Origin of the sequence: Pseudomonas sp. B21-015 (genome assembly GCF_024749285.1) — a bacterium.
Taxonomy (GTDB): Bacteria; Pseudomonadota; Gammaproteobacteria; order Pseudomonadales; family Pseudomonadaceae; genus Aquipseudomonas.
The window spans coordinates 1,714,065-1,734,468 of sequence record NZ_CP087196.1 but is presented as its reverse complement, the minus strand read 5'-3'; the positions used below and the strand labels follow the sequence as shown (position 1 = coordinate 1,734,468).

Sequence of the window (20,404 nt, the reverse complement as noted above, 5' to 3'; positions counted from 1 at the left end):
ATATTTGTCTGGAGATTGATACCCCGTGTCCAATGCCTTAAGCGCGGAAGATGCTCCGCAGCCACCCAAGGTGCTCACTACGCCCCTGGAAATCTCCGGCAACCTGCGCCAGCTGCAAGACAGCCATGACCCGCTGATCATCACGTTCCACGAGCGCAGCCAGCGCTTCCAGAGCTATCTGGTGGACGTTGACCGTGACAGCAACATGATTGCCCTGGACGAAATGATCCCCCGCGACGGCGAACGCTTTCTGCTGGCCGGCGAACCGTTCAAGGTCGAAGGCTTCCACGAAGGTGTGCGCATCGCTTGGGAAAGCAATGGCCCGCTGACGATCGACGAATCTGGCGATGGCCGCTGCTACCGTGGCGCACTGCCCGATGAGGTGGTTTACCACCAGCGCCGCAATGCTTTCCGCGCCGCATTGAAGCTGGCACAACTGGTGAATGTCGAACTGGGGGGGGACAAACTCAAGTCGCCCATCGGCGGCAAGCTGCTGGACATTTCCGCCACTGGCTGCAAATTGCGCTTCGAAGGCGACATCACCACCAGGCTGCAACTGGGCCAGGTCTACGACCGCTTCATCGCCGCCCTGCCCTTCGGCAGCATGACGGCACCGGTCGAGTTGCGTTACCTGCACTTCGAAGAAAAGATCAACACCACCTTTGCCGGCGTGCGTTTTCACAACATGAGTGGCCTGGTGCAGCGGCAAGTCGAGCGGTTCGTCTATCAGCTTCAGCGCGAAGCGCGTCGCTTCGACAAAGACGACTTCTGATACGCCATTCCCAAAAAAACGGGCAGTCCCTTGCGGTGACTGCCCGTTTTTTTATGCCTTGATCAAGGCCTTGCTTCGGTAAAACTTTGCTCGCGCCCCGCGTCAGGGTCTGACGATTCCGAATCTGTTGCAGCTTCGGTTTCCGGCTCGGCATCTGGATTGAAGTCAGCCTCAGGATTGACCGGATTCTGCATCTGGTCATGCACCACCTGCTCATCGACACGCGGGTCAAGGCAAGCGACCAGTGGTGAACTTGCCATACTGTCCGGCATGGCCACGTGATGCAGCGGGGCATCGTCCACCTGATGCAGGTTGGTGACCGCTTTCGGACGGATTCGCCAGACCAGCACCAAGGCGAAGAAGCTGAAGAAGGCATAGAGCATCTGACTGCCGAACAACTTCATCAACACCCCGGCCACCAGCGGCCCGATACTCGCGCCGACACCGTAGGTCACCAACAGCATCGCCGTCAGCGACACCCGGCGATCACCCTCCACGTGGTCATTGGAAAACGCCACCGCCAACGGGTACAGGCAGAACTGCACCAACGAACAGAGGAACCCGGCGACAAACAGCACCTCCAGCGGCACCTGCTGCATGATCGCCAGCGGCAACGCAGCCAGCGCCAGGCAAAATGCAAAACTGCGAATCAACAGCGCCCGGTCATAGCGGTCCGACAGCCAACCCAACGGCCACTGCACCACCAGGCCCGCAAAAATGCAGCTACCCATGAACAGACCGACCTGCTCGGTGGACAATCCTTGTTGCGAGGCATACAGCGGTGCCAGGCCGTAGAACGAACCGACGATCAGTCCCGACCCCAACACCGTGCTCAGCGACTGCGGCACGCGCTTGATGAAGAAGCGCGGTTCCATCGGTGCCGGGTGCAAAGGCGCCGGGTGGATCCGCCGCGTCAGGGCCACCGGCACCAGGCACAGGGCGAAACACAATGCGACCAGCATCAGCAGTTCCAGGCCCAGCCCCGGGTGCATGACCAGAATCAACTGACCCAACACCAGCCCCAGATACGAGGCGATCATGTAACCGCTGAACACCACTCCACGTTTATTGGCTTCTGCCTGCTCATTGAGCCAGCTTTCGATCACCATGTACTGGCACATCATGCCCAGGCCAACGATCACCCGCAGAAACAGCCACGCAGGCAACCAGTCCACCAGGCCATGGCCCAGCACTGCCGCGCCGACAATCCCGGCGCAGGCCGAATAGGCCCGAATATGCCCGACCCGGGCAATCAGCCGATGGCCGATCTTGCCGCCCAGCACCAGGCCGAAATAGTTGGCCGCCATCAACGCGCCGACCCACAGGCTGTCGACTTTATCGGCCGCCAGGCGCAGAGCGAGATAAGTACTCAACAGGCCCGAGCCGATCAACATCATCAGCGAGGCGAAATAAAGTCCTCGGAAGGATTTCAGGATTTGGCGCATCGGCGTTCCGAGCGGCTCCTTGCAGTGAGTATCGGGCTATCGACAAACGATAGCCCGATGGCGACAGATCGTCAGGCCTGGGCTGCTAGAACACGCCGTTCCCAGGGAGTAATTTCATCAAGGAAGCTGGTCAATTCCATGGTCTTCGAAGCGATGTAGCCTTCGATGAACTCCTTGCCGAACAGTTCCTTTGCCAATTGGCTACGCTTCAGACGTTCAAGAGCGGCATGCAAGGTACACGGCAGCGAAAGATTATCCGGCACTACGAATTCGCCCTGGACTGCCTCGCCCGGCTCCAGTTTGTTCTCGATGCCATACAGCCCCGACGCCAGGCTCGCGGCGATCGCCAGATACGGATTGGCATCGGCCCCCGGCAAGCGATTCTCGACCCGACGAGCGACCGGTGAGCTGGCCGGAATGCGCAGTCCGGCGGCGCGATTGTCGTGGGACCAGCAAGCATTATTCGGCGATGCAAAAGGATGGCACAGGCGCTGATAAGAGTTCACGTTCGGCGCAAACAGCGCGGTGAAATCCGCCAGGCCGGCCTGCTGGCCACCGATGAAATGACGGAAGGTCGCGGTCGGCTCGCCAGCCTTGTCACTGAACACGTTACGCCCGGTGCCGATCTCAACGATGCTCTGATGGATATGCATCGAACTGCCCGGCGTGTGCGCCAACGGCTTGGCCATGCAGACCACGGTCAGGCCATGCTTGAGCGCCACTTCTTTGAGCAGATGCTTGAACAGCAACGTCTGGTCGGCCAGCAGCAACGGATCGCCATGCAGCAGGTTGATCTCGAACTGGCTGACGCCCATCTCGTGCATGAAGGTATCACGCGGCAATCCCAGCGCCGCCATGCCTGCGTAGACTTCTGTGAAGAATGGCCGCAAGCCGTTATTGGAGCTGATGCTGAACGCCGAATGACCGTCCTCGCGACGACCGTCCAGGCCTACCGGCGGCTGAAAGGGTTGCGTCGGATCGGGATTGGGCGCGAAGACGAAGAATTCCAACTCAGTCGCCACCACCGGCGCCAGCCCCAGGGCAGCGTAGCGAGCGATCACCGCTTTGAGTTGGCCGCGGGTCGACAGACGTGAACTCTCGCCGGTCAGCTCCTGCGCATCGCAAATGGCCAGCGCCCGAGGCTGCGTGCTCCAGGGCAAGCGATGGATCTGCGCGGGATCAGGCACCAGCGCCAGGTCGCCATCATCGCTGCCGTAAAAGTGCGCTGGCGGATAGCCGCCCATGATGCATTGCAGCAGCACTCCCCGCGCCATCTGCAAACGCCGCCCTTCGAGGAAACCTTCGGCGGTCATCACCTTTCCGCGGGGTACGCCGTTCAGGTCCGGCGTGACACATTCAATCTCATCAATGCCCGTCAATCGCTGCGCGAGTGAACGATGGCCATCGGTTGTCATGACGCAATCCTTGTTGTTGTACGAGCCGCGAACGGCGACCCGTACAAAATAGGCTCCGGCTGTTCGGAATATCAAGCAGCATCCAACAAAAAACCGCGCTCCTGTGGGAACTCGATCTGCTCTGACAACACGGCCCCCGCAGGAGCTGCCGAAGGCTGCGATCTTTTGATCTTGCCTTTAAAAAGCAAAGTCAAAAGATCGCAGCCTTCGGCAGCTCCTACGGGGCGTATTCCTAGTCAGGGATGGCGTACGCAGGGATTCAGGGGAGATAGAGGCTGAACACACCGCCGCCCAATGGGCCGCCGTTGCTGATTTCGGTGCGTCCGCCCACGCCATTGCGCTGGTGCAGGGCGGCAATCCGCCCGGCAAAGTACAGGCCCAGGCCGGTGCTGCCACTGCTGTGGTTGATGCCCTGCACATAATCGGCCTGACGCTCGATCATCTCGGGTGGATAACCCTCGCCATCGTCGTTGATGGTCAGCACCAGTTGCCCCGCCTCATCGCTGACGGTGATCAACAAGGCATGCCGGGCGTAACGAATGGCGTTGTTGATGCTGTTGGCGAGCACCGAGGCAATCAGCTCCCGATCGAAGAAACCCAACGGGCTCAACGGGTCTACTTCATAGGTCGCGATAATGCCGCGGCTGGCGAACACTTCTTGATGAGCCGCCAGTTGCGCCTCGATGAAATCATCCAGCTCATGGTAGGCCGGCTGCAACGGCATCTGGTTGACGCCGAGTTTGTACAGCCCCAGCAACTGCACCAACATGCCATTGAGGTGGGCGAACTCGAACTCGATGACGCCCTGCTCCGGCGTATGCCGCTCAGGGTCGGGCAAACGCGCCAGCCATTGGCTGTGAGCCTGCATCAGCATGGCCAGAGAGTTCTTCATATCATGCACGGTGGAGGCAATCACCGTGGAGAAGTCGAGTGACGGTTCGCTGTCGATCATTCGCCGAACGCCTTGATTTTCAGTTTCTCGTAGCGCGGATAACGCGCGTCGGTATCGGGCATCAGGCCGACCGTTTTCAAGCATGCCCGGCATTCTTCCAGCTCCGCCGACGGCACGCTGGTGTCGGTGCCATGCAGCAGCGACTGCGCCATGTTCAGGGCAATACTGATGTTCTTCGGCTGCAACGCCAGGGCTTTGCGGAACACATCCCGGGCTTCCACCAGGTTGCCGGTCTTGTACACCCGCACGCCCTGGCGGTTGAGGTCGGCAGCCGCATTACCGGAATTGAGGATGGTCGGGTCGTCGGTCAGCTTGGCGATGCCCTTCATCACAGTCGGATCGTCGCCGTAGATTTCCGCGCAGTTTTTCAGCATCGAGGCGCCGGCACTCGCCTGCCCCAGCATTTGCAGCTGCTTGGCCACCAGCAGCGCCGCTTCGGCACTCATGAATTGCTCCATGCCATCGAGGCGCATCATCGCTTGCTCGGTGAGCTTCTCGGCGGTTTCGGCATCGTTGAGCAGCAGGCTGGTGGCCTTCATCAGGCGCGCACGAATCTGCAAGCCGGGGTCGGAAGGATTCTCCTTCGCCACCGCACTCAGTGTGGTATTGATTTCAAGACGGGTCCGGGTGTCCAGGCCCTTCTCACTGCCTTTGCTGATCAAGGCATGGGCCAGGCCGAGATTGCTTTCCGCATCCTTGAAACGCGATTGCGCCCCTTGGTTCACGGCCTGGCGATAGGCTTTGGAGGCGGTGTCGAAATCTTCGTTGGTCATTGCCAGTTTGCCCAGCAACGCTTGCCGGCGCACCGCCAGCGGCGACAGGCGAATAGCCTCCTCCAACACTTTCTGCGCCGCTTTGGTGTCGCCTTCGGCGACCAGCACGTCGGCCATGCCGTCGTAGAGGGCCGGCATCATCGGGAAGACTTTCAAGGCTTTTTCGTAGATGCCTTTGGCCTGGCTGACCTGGCCGCGCTTGAACAGCAACTGGCCCAGCCCGGCAAACGCCCACGGCAAAGGACGATCCGCCAGAATGCTGTCGTACAAGCGCTCCAGCGCTTCGTTCTGGTTCAAGTCGCGCAACGCATCGGCGCGGTAACGCAGGCACAACGGCGAATAACGAATGTCCTGTTTGCACAGGGCAATACAGGCATTGAGCACTTCAACCGGCTTGCCCCGGTCAAGGGCTTGCAGGATCGGTTTGAGCAAGGTCTTGCGCTGTTCCAGTCGTTCCAGGCGCTGGGCCAGGCCCGAACGGTTGAACGGCTTGGTCAGGTATGCGTCGGGTTCGTGCTCCAACGCGCTGAGCACCATGGCCTGGCTGGTTTCTGCCGTGACCATGACAAACACACTTTCATGGCTGATCAGCTTCTCGATCATCAGGTCTTCGAGCACCTGCTGACCGTTCTTCTTGCCATCGCCCAGGTGGAAATCCTGCAGAATGAAGTCATAGGACTTCTGCGAGCACATGCGCAGCGCCTGTTCGCCGGTATCGGCGGTGTCGACGTCCTTGACGCCCAGCTCCCGCAGCATGGACCTGACGGAACTGCGGAAATCCGAGAAATCATCGACGATCAGAAAGCTTTTTTGGTGATACGACAGCATCGAAGATTTCCAGACAAATTAAGAAGAACAATCCAAAGGCACGACACGGGCGAGCTCAGCTTCGCGGTCCTTTTGGCGCGCAGATGATAGCGGGAGGCCATCGGCTATCAAGCAATTTCGCACAAACCCGTGATGACGATTGCCAGCCGCCAGTGACGAAAATCACAACGACCGCTCGGGTTATCGGCCAGTAGTCGCGTTCCCTTGAAGCGGCGGGCGTGTAATCGCGTATTTGGCTGTCATCACAGGCTTCCCATGCAGTCGTCGGGTGGTTCGGGCATGAAAAAAACCCACCAGAAAGAACGCTCTGACGAAGCCTTTTAACAGCTGAGCGCTGAAATCTGATGATTTCCAAGAGCCCCGCGACTCGGCCAGCCCATGCCCCGCTTGGGTTTCAGCTCATTCAAGCCCCGCCAGTGCTGAGTGCCCATGCCCCCTTCGCCAAAAACAAATCGACATAATATTGACACCAAAACACCCACCCGTCGGAATATTGGCACCTCATCCTGTTACCTTCAGTTAACACCTTTACAAAGCCTGACCCCACAACTAAACACACATCAAACTGATATCAGATAAGGCCGTATTCCTGAGTCAGTGCTGCACCAAAACACGGCCTCACCCAGCTATCACTTCAGGGGTCCCTGCCATATGGGTACTCTCAGATTATTGCGCGCCATGCGCAACGCAACCCCAGGCTTGGGCCCACGGTCGCCCAACAGCTCCTGCGATTCGCTCCTCAAGTGCGGCGAACTTTTTCACCCCCGCGACACCAGCGTCCCTCTGCCCGCAGCGCCTATTCCGTCGGGCCCGGACGGCCGACGATGTCCGGCGGTCGCCTCGCACCGCTCCTGAACACCCTGAGCGGCACAAGCACGGGACTTCGTCCTGTTTGCAGTCCCTGGCGATTCAAATAAAAAAAATTCTCGGGAGAAAGACATGGCTACCACCACCACAACTTGCGGCGGCACCGATACTTCGTTTTCCAACACACCGCAGGCGAAGGACGACATTTTCACTACCGGTGTCATTGGCACGGGCAGCGCGACCATCACTGAGAACCTGCTGGGAGTCGTGTACCTGAACGTCATGTCCAATGACCTCGGTGGCAACGCAAAGACACTCTGGTCACTCGATAATGCGACCAGTCTTTCTACCGCCACCAAGGTTTATGCTCCGGCCGATCTGCTGGTCCAGGACACGAGCAGAATTGAGGCGACGAGTACCGACACCAGCCTCAATGGGGCAAAGATCTGGATTACGTCGGATGGCAAGGTCGGCTACGACGCCGCTACGTTGTCGACGACTTTCAAGGCCCAACTTCAGGCGCTTGCGGCTGGAGGGTCCCTGACGGACAGCTTTACGTATGCGATTCGTCTCGGCAACGGCACCCTCAGCTGGGCCACTGCACAGGTGCAATTCGCGGGTGTGAATGACAGCGTGACGATGAGCCTCGGCGCACAGGCCGGCACCGTAACCGAAGATGCGACCACGACGCCGAGCACGACCGACTCGCTGAGCACGACGGGTACGATTGCGTTTAACGACGTAGATCTGAGCGACACGCATACCGCCTCTTTCGCGGCGGCAGGAGGCAATACCACAGCGCTGGGCAACTTCGCCCTTGCCTCTGTCATAGAAGCGGCCAATGCGGCCAACGGCACCGTTAACTGGACTTACACCGTGAATAATGCGGCAGCCCAGTACCTGGCCCAGGGTCAGACGGCTATCGAAACCTATGTGGTCACCGTCAATGATGGGCATGGCTCGTCGACAACGAAGAGTGTGACCATCACCATCACCGGTACCAACGACCAGGTGCACATCACCAGCGGCGTGCAAGCCGGCGATGCCAAGGAAGACAGTGGCGACTACGCTGCCAATGGCAGCATCACCTTCACCGACGCCGACCTGATCGACACCCACAGCGTCACCGTCACGCCGGGCGCTTCCGGCTACCTGGGCAGCTTCACTACAGATCCACTGCACGACAGCACCGGAACCGGCAGCGGTTCGCTGGGCTGGCACTTCGCGGTAGACAACGCCGCCCTGCAGTTCCTGGGCGAAGGCCAGACCCTCACCCAGACCTATAACGTGGCGATCGGCGACGGCACGGTACAGACCGTGACCATTACTATCACCGGCACCAACGACCAGGTACAGATCACCAGCGGCGTACAGGCCGGCAATGTCGAGGAAGACAGCGGCCACTACGCGGCCAGCGGCAGCATCACCTTCACCGATGTCGACCTGATTGACACCCACAGCGTCAGCGTCACGCCGGGCGCTTCCGGCTACCTGGGCAGCTTCACCACCAACCCGCTGAGCGACAGCACCGGCACGGGCAGCGGCTCACTGGGCTGGAACTTCGCGGTAAACAACACCGCCCTGCAGTTCCTCGGCGAAGGCCAGACCCGCATCCAGACCTATAACGCGGCGATCGGCGACGGCACGGTGCAGACCGTGACCATCACCATTACCGGCACCAACGACCAGGTGCAGATCACCAGCGGCGTACAGGCCGGCGATGCCAAGGAAGACAGCGGCGACTACGCGGCCAGCGGCAGCATCACCTTCACCGACGTCGACCTGATCGACACCCACAGCGTCAGCGTCACGCCGGGCGCTTCCGGCTACCTGGGCAGCTTCACCACCAACCCACTGAGCGACAGCACCGGCACGGGCAGCGGTTCACTGGGCTGGAACTTCGCGGTAAACAACACCGCCCTGCAGTTCCTCGGCGAAGGCCAGACCCGCATCCAGACCTATAACGTGGCGATCGGCGACGGCACGGTGCAGACCGTGACCATCACCATTACCGGCACCAACGACCAGGTGCAGATCACCAGCGGCGTACAGGCCGGCGATGCCAAGGAAGACAGCGGCGACTACGCGGCCAGCGGCAGCATCACCTTCACCGATGTCGACCTGATTGACACCCACAGCGTCAGCGTCACGCCGGGCGCTTCCGGCTACCTGGGCAGCTTCACCACCAACCCGCTGAGCGACAGCACCGGCACGGGCAGCGGCTCACTGGGCTGGAACTTCGCGGTAAACAACACCGCCCTGCAGTTCCTCGGCGAAGGCCAGACCCGCATCCAGACCTATAACGTGGCGATCGGCGACGGCGCAGTGCAGACCGTGACCATCACCATTACCGGTACCAACGACCGGCCGACGCTGACGATTGCCGACAGCACCGGGGCGATGAACGAAGGCAACGGCACGGCCACGCTGAGCGACAGCGGCGCCCTGAGTTTTACCGATCTGGACAGCACCGACACGGTGACCGTGTCGCAGACCGCCAACAACGACATCGCCTGGAGCGGCGGCACGCTCAATGCGGGCGTGGCCTCGGCACTGGTGGCCGGTTTCTCGGTCGATCAGGACAGCTGGGACTACAGCAGCAGCCAGAACCTCGATTTCCTCAGCGCGGGTGAAACCATCACCTTCTCCTACGCCGTAGTCGCCACCGACGACAGCGGCGCGGCTAACGCCGCCTCGGCGACTCAGACTGTCAGCATCACCATTACCGGCAGCAACGACGCGCCGGTGCTCAGTTTTGTGACCGGCAATGATGTGGGCGCGGTGCAGGAAGACACCAGCCTCAGCGTCAGTGGCCAGTTCAGCTCGACCGATATCGATCACGCGGCCACGGCGACCTGGACCATCAATGGCTCGCCAACTGGAACCTATGGCTCGATCGCCGTCGACAGCAGCGGCCAGTGGACTTACACCCTGGCCAACGGCAGCGATGGCATCGCCAGTGCGGTGCAATCACTGAAGGCCGGCGAGAGTCATGACGAGGTGTTCAGCGTGCAGGTCAGCGATGGCCTCGGCGGCGTCAAGACTCAGCTGGTGACTGTCACCGTCAGCGGCAGCAACGATGCACCGGTGCTCAGTTTCGCGACCGGCAACGAGGCCGGCGCGGTGCAGGAAGACACCACCCTCAGCGTCAGCGGCCAATTCAGCTCGACCGACATCGACCACGATGCCACCGCCAGTTGGTCCATCAATGGCTCGCCAACTGGAATCTACGGCTCTATCGCCGTGGACAGCACTGGCCAATGGACCTACACCCTGGCCAACGGCAGCGATGGCATCGCCAGTGCGGTGCAATCGCTGAAGGCTGGCGAGAGTCACGACGAAGTGTTCAGTGTGCAGGTCAGCGATGGCCTCGGCGGCGTCGATACCCAGCTGGTCACCGTCACCGTCACCGGCAGCAACGACGCGCCGGTGCTCAGTTTTGTGACCGGCAATGATGTGGGCGCGGTGCAGGAAGACACCAGCCTCAGCGTCAGTGGCCAGTTCAGCTCGGCCGACATCGATCACGATGCCACGGCCACCTGGAGCATTGCCGGAACCAATACCGGCGCCTTCGGCTCGATTGCCGTGGACAGCAGCGGCCAATGGACCTACACCCTGGCCAACGGCAGCGATGGTATCGCCAGTGCCGTGCAATCACTGAAGGCCGGCGAGAGTCATGACGAGGTGTTCAGCGTGCAGGTCAGCGATGGCCTCGGCGGTGTGGATACCCAGCTGGTCACCGTTACCGTCACCGGCAGCAATGATGCACCGGTGCTCAGCTTCGCCACCGGCAACGATGTGGGTGTGGTGCAGGAAGACACCACCTTCAGCGTCAGCGGCCAATTCAGCTCGGCCGACATCGACCACGATGCCACCGCCAGTTGGTCCATCAATGGTTCGCCAACTGGAACCTACGGCTCGATCGCCGTCGACAGCACTGGCCAGTGGACCTACACCCTGGCCAACGGCAGCGATGGCATCGCCAGTGTCGTGCAGTCGCTGAAGGCCGGCGAGAGTCACGACGAGGTGTTCAGCGTGCAGGTCAGCGATGGCCTCGGCGGCGTCAAGACTCAGCTGGTGACTGTCACCGTCAGCGGCAGCAACGATGCACCGGTGCTCAGTTTCGCGACCGGCAACGAGGCCGGCGCGGTGCAGGAAGACACCACCCTCAGCGTCAGCGGCCAGTTCAGTTCGACCGACATCGATCACGCGGCCACCGCCACCTGGAGCATTGCCGGAACCAATACCGGCGCCTTCGGCTCGATTGCCGTGGACAGCAGCGGCCAATGGACCTACACCCTGGCCAACGGCAGCGATGGTATCGCCAGTGCCGTGCAATCACTGAAGGCCGGCGAGAGTCATGACGAGGTGTTCAGCGTGCAGGTCAGCGATGGCCTCGGCGGCGTCAACACTCAGCTGGTGACTGTCACCGTCAGCGGCAGCAACGATGCACCGGTGCTCAGTTTCGCGACCGGCAACGAGGCCGGCGCGGTGCAGGAAGACACCACCCTCAGCGTCAGCGGCCAATTCAGCTCGACCGACATCGACCACGATGCCACCGCCAGCTGGTCCATCAATGGCTCGCCAACTGGAATCTACGGCTCGATCGCCGTGGACAGCACTGGCCAATGGACCTACACCCTGGCCAACGGCAGCGATGGCGTTGCCAGTGCCGTGCAATCGCTGAAAGCCGGCGAAAGTCATGATGAAGTGTTCAGCGTGCAGGTCAGCGATGGCCTCGGCGGCGTGGATACCCAGCTGGTCACCATCACCGTCAGCGGCAGCAACGACGCCCCCGTGCTCAGCTTCGCCACCGGCAACAATACCGGTGCAGTGCAGGAAGACAGCAGCCTCAGCGTCAGTGGCCAGTTCAGTTCGGCCGACATCGATCACGATGCCACGGCCACCTGGAGCATCGCCGGGTCCAATACCGGCAGCTATGGCTCGATCGCCGTCGACAGCAGCGGCCAATGGACCTACACCTTGGCCAACGGCAGCGATGGTATCGCCAGTGCCGTGCAATCACTGAAGGCCGGCGAAAGTCACGACGAGGTGTTCAGCGTGCAGGTCAGCGATGGCCTCGGCGGCGTGGATACCCAACTGGTCACCGTCACCGTCAGCGGCAGCAACGACGCCCCGGTGCTCAGCTTCGCGTCGGGTAATGATGTGGGCGCGGTGCAGGAAGACACCAGCCTCAGCGTCAGTGGCCAGTTCAGCTCAACCGACATTGATCACGATGCCACGGCGACCTGGAGCATTGCCGGAACCAATACCGGCGCCTATGGTTCGATCGCCGTGGACGGCACAGGTCAGTGGACCTACACCCTGGCTAACGACAGCGATGGCATCGCCAGTGCCGTGCAATCGCTGAAAGCCGGCGAGAGTCACGACGAGGTGTTCAGTGTGCAGGTCAGCGATGGCCTCGGCAGCGTCGACACCCAGCTGGTGACCATCACCGTCACCGGCAGCAACGACGCGCCGGTGCTCAGCTTCGTGTCGGGCAACGAGGCCGGCGCGGTGCAGGAAGACACCAGCCTCAGCGTCAGCGGCCAGTTCAACTCGACCGATATCGATCACGCGGCCACCGCCACCTGGAGCATTGCCGGAACCAATACCGGCAGCTACGGCTCGATCGCCGTCGACAGTAGCGGCCAATGGACCTACACCCTGGCCAATGGCACTGATGGTGTCGCCAGTGCCGTGCAGTCACTGAAGGCCGGCGAGAGTCACGATGAGGTGTTCAGCGTCCAGGTCAGCGATGGCCTGGGCGGCGTCGACACCCAGCTGGTGACCGTTACCGTCACCGGCAGCAATGATGCACCCGTGCTCAGCTTCGCCACCGGCAACGATGTGGGTGTGGTGCAGGAAGACACCACCTTCAGCGTCAGCGGCCAATTCAGCTCGGCCGACATCGATCACGATGCCACCGCGACCTGGAGCATCAATGGCTCGGCAACTGGCAGCTACGGCTCAATCGCCGTGGACAGCACTGGCCAGTGGACCTACACCCTGGCCAACGGCAGCGATGGTATCGCCAGTGCCGTGCAATCACTGAAGGCCGGCGAGAGTCACGACGAGGTGTTCAGCGTCCAGGTCAGCGATGGTCTCGGCGGTGTGGATACCCAGCTGGTGACCGTCACCGTCAGCGGCAGCAACGACGCCCCGGTGCTCAGCTTCGCGTCGGGTAATGATGTGGGCGCGGTGCAGGAAGACAGCAGCCTCAGCGTCAGTGGCCAGTTCAGCTCGGCCGACATCGATCATGCTGCCACCGCCAGCTGGTCCATCAATGGCTCGGCAACCGGCAGCTACGGCTCGATCGCCGTCGACAGCACTGGCCAGTGGACCTACACCTTGGCCAATGGCACCGATGGCGTTGCCAGTGCCGTGCAATCACTGAAGGCCGGCGAAAGTCATGATGAAGTATTCAGCGTGCAGGTCAGCGATGGCCTCGGCGGCGTCGACACCCAACTGGTGACCGTCACCGTCACCGGCAGCAACGATGCACCGGTGCTCAGCTTCGTGTCGGGTAATGATGTCGGCGCGGTGCAGGAAGACACCAGCCTCAGCGTCAGCGGCCAGTTCAGTTCGACCGATATCGACCACGATGCCACCGCCACTTGGAGCATTGCCGGGTCCAATACCGGCAGTTACGGCTCGATCGCCGTCGACAGCAGCGGCCAATGGACCTACACCTTGGCCAATGGCACCGATGGCGTTGCCAGTGCCGTGCAGTCGCTGAAAGCTGGCGAGAGTCACGACGAAGTGTTCAGTGTGCAGGTCAGCGATGGCCTCGGTGGCGTCGATACCCATCTGGTGACCATCACCGTCACCGGCAGCAACGACGCGCCGGTGCTCAGTTTCGCCACCGGCAATGATGTGGGCGTGGTGCAGGAAGACAGCACGCTCAGCGTCAGCGGTCAGTTCAGTTCGACCGATATCGACCACGACGCCACCGCCAGCTGGAGCATTGCCGGGTCCAATACCGGCACTTATGGCTCGATCGCCGTCGACAGCAGCGGTCAATGGACCTACACCTTGGCCAACGGCAGCGATGGCATCGCCAGTGCGGTGCAGTCACTGAAGGCGGGCGAGAGTCACGACGAAGTGTTCAGCGTCCAGGTCAGCGACGGCCTCGGCGGCGTGGATACCCATCTGGTGACCATCACCGTCACCGGTAGCAACGACGCGCCGGTGCTCAGTTTCGCCACCGGCAATGATGTGGGCGCGGTGCAGGAAGACAGCACGCTCAGCGTCAGCGGTCAGTTCAGTTCGGCCGACATCGATCACGATGCCACCGCCACTTGGAGCATTGCCGGGTCCAATACCGGCAGTTACGGCTCGATCGCCGTGGACAGCAGCGGCCAATGGACCTACACCTTGGCCAATGGCACCGATGGCGTTGCCAGTGCCGTGCAGTCGCTGAAAGCTGGCGAGAGTCACGACGAAGTGTTCAGCGTCCAGGTCAGCGACGGCCTCGGCGGCGTGGATACCCATCTGGTGACCATCACCGTCACCGGCAGCAACGACGCGCCGGTGCTCAGTTTCGCCACCGGCAATGATGTGGGCGTGGTGCAGGAAGACAGCACGCTCAGCGTCAGCGGTCAGTTCAGTTCGACCGATATCGACCACGATGCCACCGCCAGCTGGAGCATTGCCGGGTCCAATACCGGCACTTATGGCTCGATCGCCGTCGACAGCAGCGGTCAATGGACCTACACCTTGGCCAACGGCAGCGATGGCATCGCCAGTGCGGTGCAGTCACTGAAGGCGGGCGAGAGTCACGACGAAGTGTTCAGCGTCCAGGTCAGCGACGGCCTCGGCGGCGTGGATACCCATCTGGTGACCATCACCGTCACCGGTAGCAACGACGCGCCGGTGCTCAGTTTCGCCACCGGCAATGATGTGGGCGCGGTGCAGGAAGACAGCACGCTCAGCGTCAGCGGTCAGTTCAGTTCGGCCGACATCGATCACGATGCCACCGCCACTTGGAGCATTGCCGGGTCCAATACCGGCAGTTACGGCTCGATCGCCGTCGACAGCAGCGGCCAATGGACCTACACCTTGGCCAATGGCACCGATGGCGTTGCCAGTGCCGTGCAGTCACTGAAGGCGGGCGAGAGTCACGACGAAGTGTTCAGCGTCCAGGTCAGCGACGGCCTCGGCGGCGTGGATACCCATCTGGTGACCATCACCGTCACCGGTAGCAACGACGCGCCGGTGCTCAGTTTCGCCACCGGCAATGATGCCGGCAACGTGCAGGAAGACACCAGCCTCAGCATCAGCGGCCAGTTCAACTCGACCGATATCGATCATGATGCCACCGCCAGCTGGTCCATCAATGGCTCGCCAACTGGAACCTACGGCTCGATCACCGTGGACAGCAGCGGCCAGTGGACCTACACCCTGGCCAACGGCAGCGATGGTATCGCCAGTGCCGTGCAGTCACTGAAGGCGGGCGAGAGTCACGACGAAGTGTTCAGCGTCCAGATCAGCGACGGCCTCGGCGGCATGGACACCCAACTCGTGACCATCACCGTCACCGGCAGCAACGACGCGCCGGTGCTCAGCTTCGCGTCGGGTAATGATGTCGGCGCGGTGCAGGAAGACACCAGCCTCAGCGTCAGCGGCCAGTTCAGTTCGACCGATATCGACCACGATGCCACCGCCACTTGGAGCATCGCCGGGTCCAATACCGGCAGCTATGGCTCGATCGCCGTGGACAGCAGCGGCCAGTGGACCTACACCCTGGCTAACGGCAGCGATGGCATCGCCAGTGCCGTGCAGTCACTGAAGGCCGGCGAAAGTCACGACGAAGTGTTCAGCGTACAGGTCAGCGACGGCCTCGGCGGCGTGGATACCCAACTGGTCACCGTCACCGTCAGCGGCAGCAACGACGCGCCGGTGCTCAGTTTCGCCACCGGCAATGATGTGGGCGCGGTGCAGGAAGACAGCACGCTCAGCGTCAGCGGTCAGTTCAGTTCGGCCGACATCGATCACGATGCCACCGCGACCTGGAGCATCAATGGCTCGGCAACTGGCAGCTACGGCTCGATCGCCGTCGACAGCACTGGCCAGTGGACCTACACCCTGGCCAATGGCAGCGATGGCGTTGCCAGTGCCGTGCAATCACTGAAGGCCGGCGAAAGTCACGACGAAGTGTTCAGCGTACAGGTCAGCGATGGCCTCGGCGGCGTCGACACCCAACTGGTCACCGTCACCGTCACCGGCAGCAACGACGCCGCAGTGCTATCCTCGGCCAGCGTCACGCTGACCGAAACCAATGCTCCGCTGACCACCGGTGGCAGCCTGACCGTCAGCGATATCGACAGCCCGGAAAGCTTCCAGGCGCAGTCTGGCACCACCAGCGCAAACGGGATCTTCGCCATCGATACCACGGGTAACTGGAGCTATACCGCCAATTCGGCCTTCGACGCACTCAATGTCGGTGACAGCCTGGCCGACACCTTCGCGGTATTCAGTGCTGATGGCACCGAGACCTCGGTCAGCGTCACCATCAACGGCACTAATGATGCACCGGTAACCGACCTGAACGGTGGAGGCGCCGGCAACGACGCAACCGCGGCCTTCACCGAACAGACCTCCGTGCTGATCGCCCCGTCGGCGACCATCACCGACATCGACTCGGCCAACCTGACCTCGATGACGGCGACGCTGACGGTGCGCCCCGACGGCAACGCCAGCGAGTCGCTATCGCTTAACGCGAGCGCCACTACGGCAGCGGCCGGCCTGACAGTCAGCTACACCACCGGCACCGGCGTACTGTCGATCACCGGTTCGGCCACCAAGGCCACCTACCAGACGATTCTGGACGGTATCCTCTACAACAACTCCAGCGATACGCCGACCACTTCTGATCGGACGGTGAACGTTCTGGTCAGCGACGGCATCGACAGCAGTATCTCGCACAGCGTCACCATCGGCATCACCGCGCTCAACGACACACCGGTGAACACGTTGCCGGCAAGCTACACGACGAATGAAGACACCGCATTCAAGCTCAGCGGTTTGTCGGTGGCTGACGTCGACGCTGGCGCTGGCAGCATCTCGGTCACGCTCACGGTCGGCAGCGGCTCCTTAACGGCCGCTACAGCAGGCAGTGTCACGGTCAGCGGCTCGGGCACCAGTAGCATCGTGCTCACGGGTACCCTCGCCAACATCAACACTTACCTGGCCACGGTCGCCAACCAGCCGACCTACACCCCGGTTGCCAATGCCAACGGTACGGTCACCCTGACCATGTTGACCAATGACGGTGGCAACACGGGCACTGGTGGAGCACTGAGCGACAGCGACACGATCAACATCAACATCACCGCGCTCAACGACACACCGGTGAACACGCTGCCGGCAAGCTACACGACGAATGAAGACACCGCATTCAAGCTCAGCGGTTTGTCGGTGGCTGACGTCGACGCTGGCGCTGGCAGCATCTCGGTCACGCTCACGGTCGGCAGCGGCTCCTTAACGGCCGCTACAGCAGGCAGTGTCACGGTCAGCGGCTCGGGCACCAGTAGCATCGTGCTCACGGGTACCCTCGCCAACATCAACACTTACCTGGCCACGGTCGCCAACCAGCCGACCTACACCCCGGCTGCCAATGCCAACGGTACGGTCACCCTGACCATGCTGACCAATGACGGTGGCAACACGGGCACTGGTGGAGCACTGAGCGACAGCGACACGATCAACATCAACATCACCGCGCTCAACGACACACCGGTGAACACGCTGCCGGCAAGCTACACGACGAATGAAGACACCGCATTCAAGCTCAGCGGTTTGTCGGTGGCTGACGTCGACGCTGGCGCTGGCAGCATCTCGGTCACGCTCACGGTCGGCAGCGGCTCCTTAACGGCCGCTACAGCAGGCAGTGTCACGGTCAGCGGCTCGGGCACCAGTAGCATCGTGCTCACGGGTACCCTCGCCAACATCAACACTTACCTGGCCACGGTCGCCAACCAGCCGACCTACACCCCGGTTGCCAATGCCAACGGTACGGTCACCCTGACCATGTTGACCAATGACGGTGGCAACACGGGCACTGGTGGAGCACTGAGCGACAGCGACACGATCAACATCAACATCACCGCGGTCAATGACGCGCCGGTACTGTCCGGGACAGTTCCGACGTCGGTCAACGTCAGCAGCGGGGTATTGGTGAGTTCGTTCCTGAGTTCCACGGATGTGGACAGTGGTGCACTGAAGGGCATCGCGATCACCGCTGCGACCCGCACAAATGGCTCTAATGGCAAGTGGCAGTACTCAACAGACAGTGGATCGACGTGGACAGATGTCGGCACGGTAAGTACGAGCTCGGCGCTGCTGCTGCGTAGCGGCGACTTAGTACGCATGACCGGTAACGGAAACGCGGGTAATCTAACCTACAAGGCGTGGGATCAGACGTCGGGCACGTTTGCGACGAAGGTCGACCCTGGCTCAGGCGGGGGTACCAGCGCGTTCAGCACGACCAGCGTTATATGGTCGGTCACCCACCCGGCAGGCATCGCCGGCGAGCCGATCAACTTGGCTCTGGCCAACCCGTCGGCGGATCACAGTCTTCCTGTCACGGTAACGATCACCGGTGTTCCAGCGGACTGGATAGTGAACGGCGCCACGCATCTCGGCGACGGCAGCTGGTCGGTCACCACTATCGATCCCTCGGTACTCACCGTCACTACGACGGCAAGCTACGTCGGCGCCATGGTGTTGCTCGTAACGGAGACCTGGACCAATACAGACGGGACGACAGGAAGCGCCATCGTCTCGAACAACGTAGAGGCCTACGCCCCAGGCTCACCAATCTTCGCCTTGTCCCTCAACGACAACCTGACCGGCTCGTCCGGTGCCGACACCTTCGTCTTCGCCCAGCCGATCGGTAACAACCAGATCTATAACTTCGATGCCGCAGCGGACAAGATCGACCTGATCGGCTTCACCGGCGTCACCGGCTTTGCTGACTTGAGCATCACTAACGACGCAAACGGCAATGCACTGGTCAGCATAGGCACCGGCCAGACGATCACCCTGAAAGGTGTCGATGCAGCGAACTTGAGCGAAGCGAACTTCCAGTTCGATGTCGACCCGCTCACCAATAACACCGGTACCCTAACCATTGCCGACGGCGCGATCATGCCGTTCGGTGGCAGCATCCATAACAGCGGCACCATCGAGCTCGGCTCCGCCGGCAGCACGACCAGCCTTGAGATTCTGTTCCGTGGCGCGACCTTGAGCGGTGGCGGCCAGGTGTTGCTATCCGACAACTCACAAAACGTGATTTTCGGCGGCAGTGCGGACACCGTGCTGACCAACATCGACAACCGCATTTCCGGCGCCGGCCAGTTGGGCGCCGGGCAGATGGTGCTGATCAATGCGGGGCTGATCATGGCCAGCGGGCTGAACAGCCTGGTGCTCGACACCGGCACCCACACCATCACCAACAGCGGGGTGCTGGAGTCCACAGGCCCAGGCGGCATGACGGTTGCCAGTACGGTCGAAAACACCGGCCACTTGTGGGCCAACGGTGGCGACCTGCGCCTGCTGGCAGACGTGACCGGTGACGGCAGCGCGACCATCGACGGCGACGCGACCCTGACCTTCTCCGGTGCCGCACACGGGTCTGTCGCCTTCCACGGCGAAGGCGCGGGCACGCTGGTGATCGCACAGGCCGAAACAGCGGGCTCGCTGGTCGGCATCCTCGGTCTGGAAAGCAATGACTTGCTGATGTTCGGCGATCTCGCTTTCGGCGCCAACACCCAACTCAGCTACAACGCCAACGCCTCTGGCGCCGGCGGCCTGCTGACAGTGGACGACGGTGCGCATCGAGCCGAGGTTAACCTGCTGGGGCACTACACGGTGGAAGACTTCCAGGTCACCGACGACGGCCAGGCCGGCACCCAGGTCAGTTACCACGGTGAATCCAGCGGCACGCTGGTGGGCAGCATGCTCGCGGACACGATCAGTGGCGGCGACGGCAACGACATCATCGTGGGTCGTGGCGGCGAAGACACCCTCAGCGGTGGCGCGGGAGCCGATGTGTTCGCCTACCTCAACGTGAATGAAGGCGGCGACCATATCCTCGACTACAACTTCGCCGAAGGGGACACAATCGACCTCTCCGCACTGCTCAAGGCCAACTTTGTCAGTGGCACCAGCCAGGTGTCGGACTTTGTCCAAGTGGTGCAGACCGGCAGCGACCTCACCGTGAAGGTGGATACCGATGGTGCAAGTAGTGGCAAGAACTTCGTCGATGTGGCGGTGCTTGACCACACGGGTACGCCTGGGCCCGATCTGGTGCGCACCTGGTTCGGGGATGCCGACCATACGCTGACGGCGTGATATTGGGCTGGAGTTGAGCAGTTGATGATTGTGGAGACCAGGGCAGGTCGAACCAT

General features: G+C 61.6%; 6 protein-coding genes. 2 read left to right on the top strand and 4 right to left on the bottom strand.

Translation table 11 applies throughout. The features are described 5' to 3' along the window. The first annotated feature begins 25 nt into the window (after positions 1–25). Positions 26–772 carry a flagellar brake protein gene (locus LOY38_RS07835; RefSeq protein ID WP_258699514.1) on the top strand — a complete coding sequence of 249 codons (747 nt, stop codon included), beginning with the start codon at positions 26–28 and terminating at the stop codon, positions 770–772. A gap of 62 nt (positions 773–834) precedes the next feature. Here the strand turns inward: LOY38_RS07835 and LOY38_RS07830 are convergent, their stop codons facing one another. The 4 genes from LOY38_RS07830 to LOY38_RS07815 form a co-directional block, all read right to left on the bottom strand. Beyond that, the gene (locus LOY38_RS07830) at positions 835–2,217 is read right to left on the bottom strand and encodes an MFS transporter (RefSeq protein ID WP_258699513.1); all 1,383 of its coding nucleotides are present in this window, start codon (positions 2,215–2,217) and stop codon (positions 835–837) included. Between the two features lie 71 nt (positions 2,218–2,288). Beyond that, a complete protein-coding gene (locus LOY38_RS07825) occupies positions 2,289–3,530 on the bottom strand; it encodes a glutamine synthetase family protein (protein WP_258700683.1) in 1,242 nt (413 codons plus the stop codon). A 361-nt stretch (positions 3,531–3,891) separates the two neighbouring features. After that, positions 3,892–4,584 carry a sensor histidine kinase KdpD gene (locus LOY38_RS07820; RefSeq protein ID WP_258699512.1) on the bottom strand — a complete coding sequence of 231 codons (693 nt, stop codon included), beginning with the start codon at positions 4,582–4,584 and terminating at the stop codon, positions 3,892–3,894. Beyond that, positions 4,581–6,185 (bottom strand): tetratricopeptide repeat-containing response regulator, encoded by a 1,605-nt coding sequence (locus tag LOY38_RS07815; RefSeq protein WP_258699511.1) that lies wholly within the window; start codon positions 6,183–6,185, stop codon positions 4,581–4,583. The genes LOY38_RS07820 and LOY38_RS07815 overlap by 4 nt, the downstream gene beginning before the upstream one ends. Positions 6,186–7,124: 939 nt before the next feature. Here LOY38_RS07815 and LOY38_RS07810 point away from each other — a divergent pair. Then, positions 7,125–20,348: a VCBS domain-containing protein gene (locus tag LOY38_RS07810; protein ID WP_258699510.1), complete on the top strand. Its 13,224-nt coding sequence runs from the start codon at positions 7,125–7,127 to the stop codon at positions 20,346–20,348. Positions 20,349–20,404: the final 56 nt, after the last annotated feature.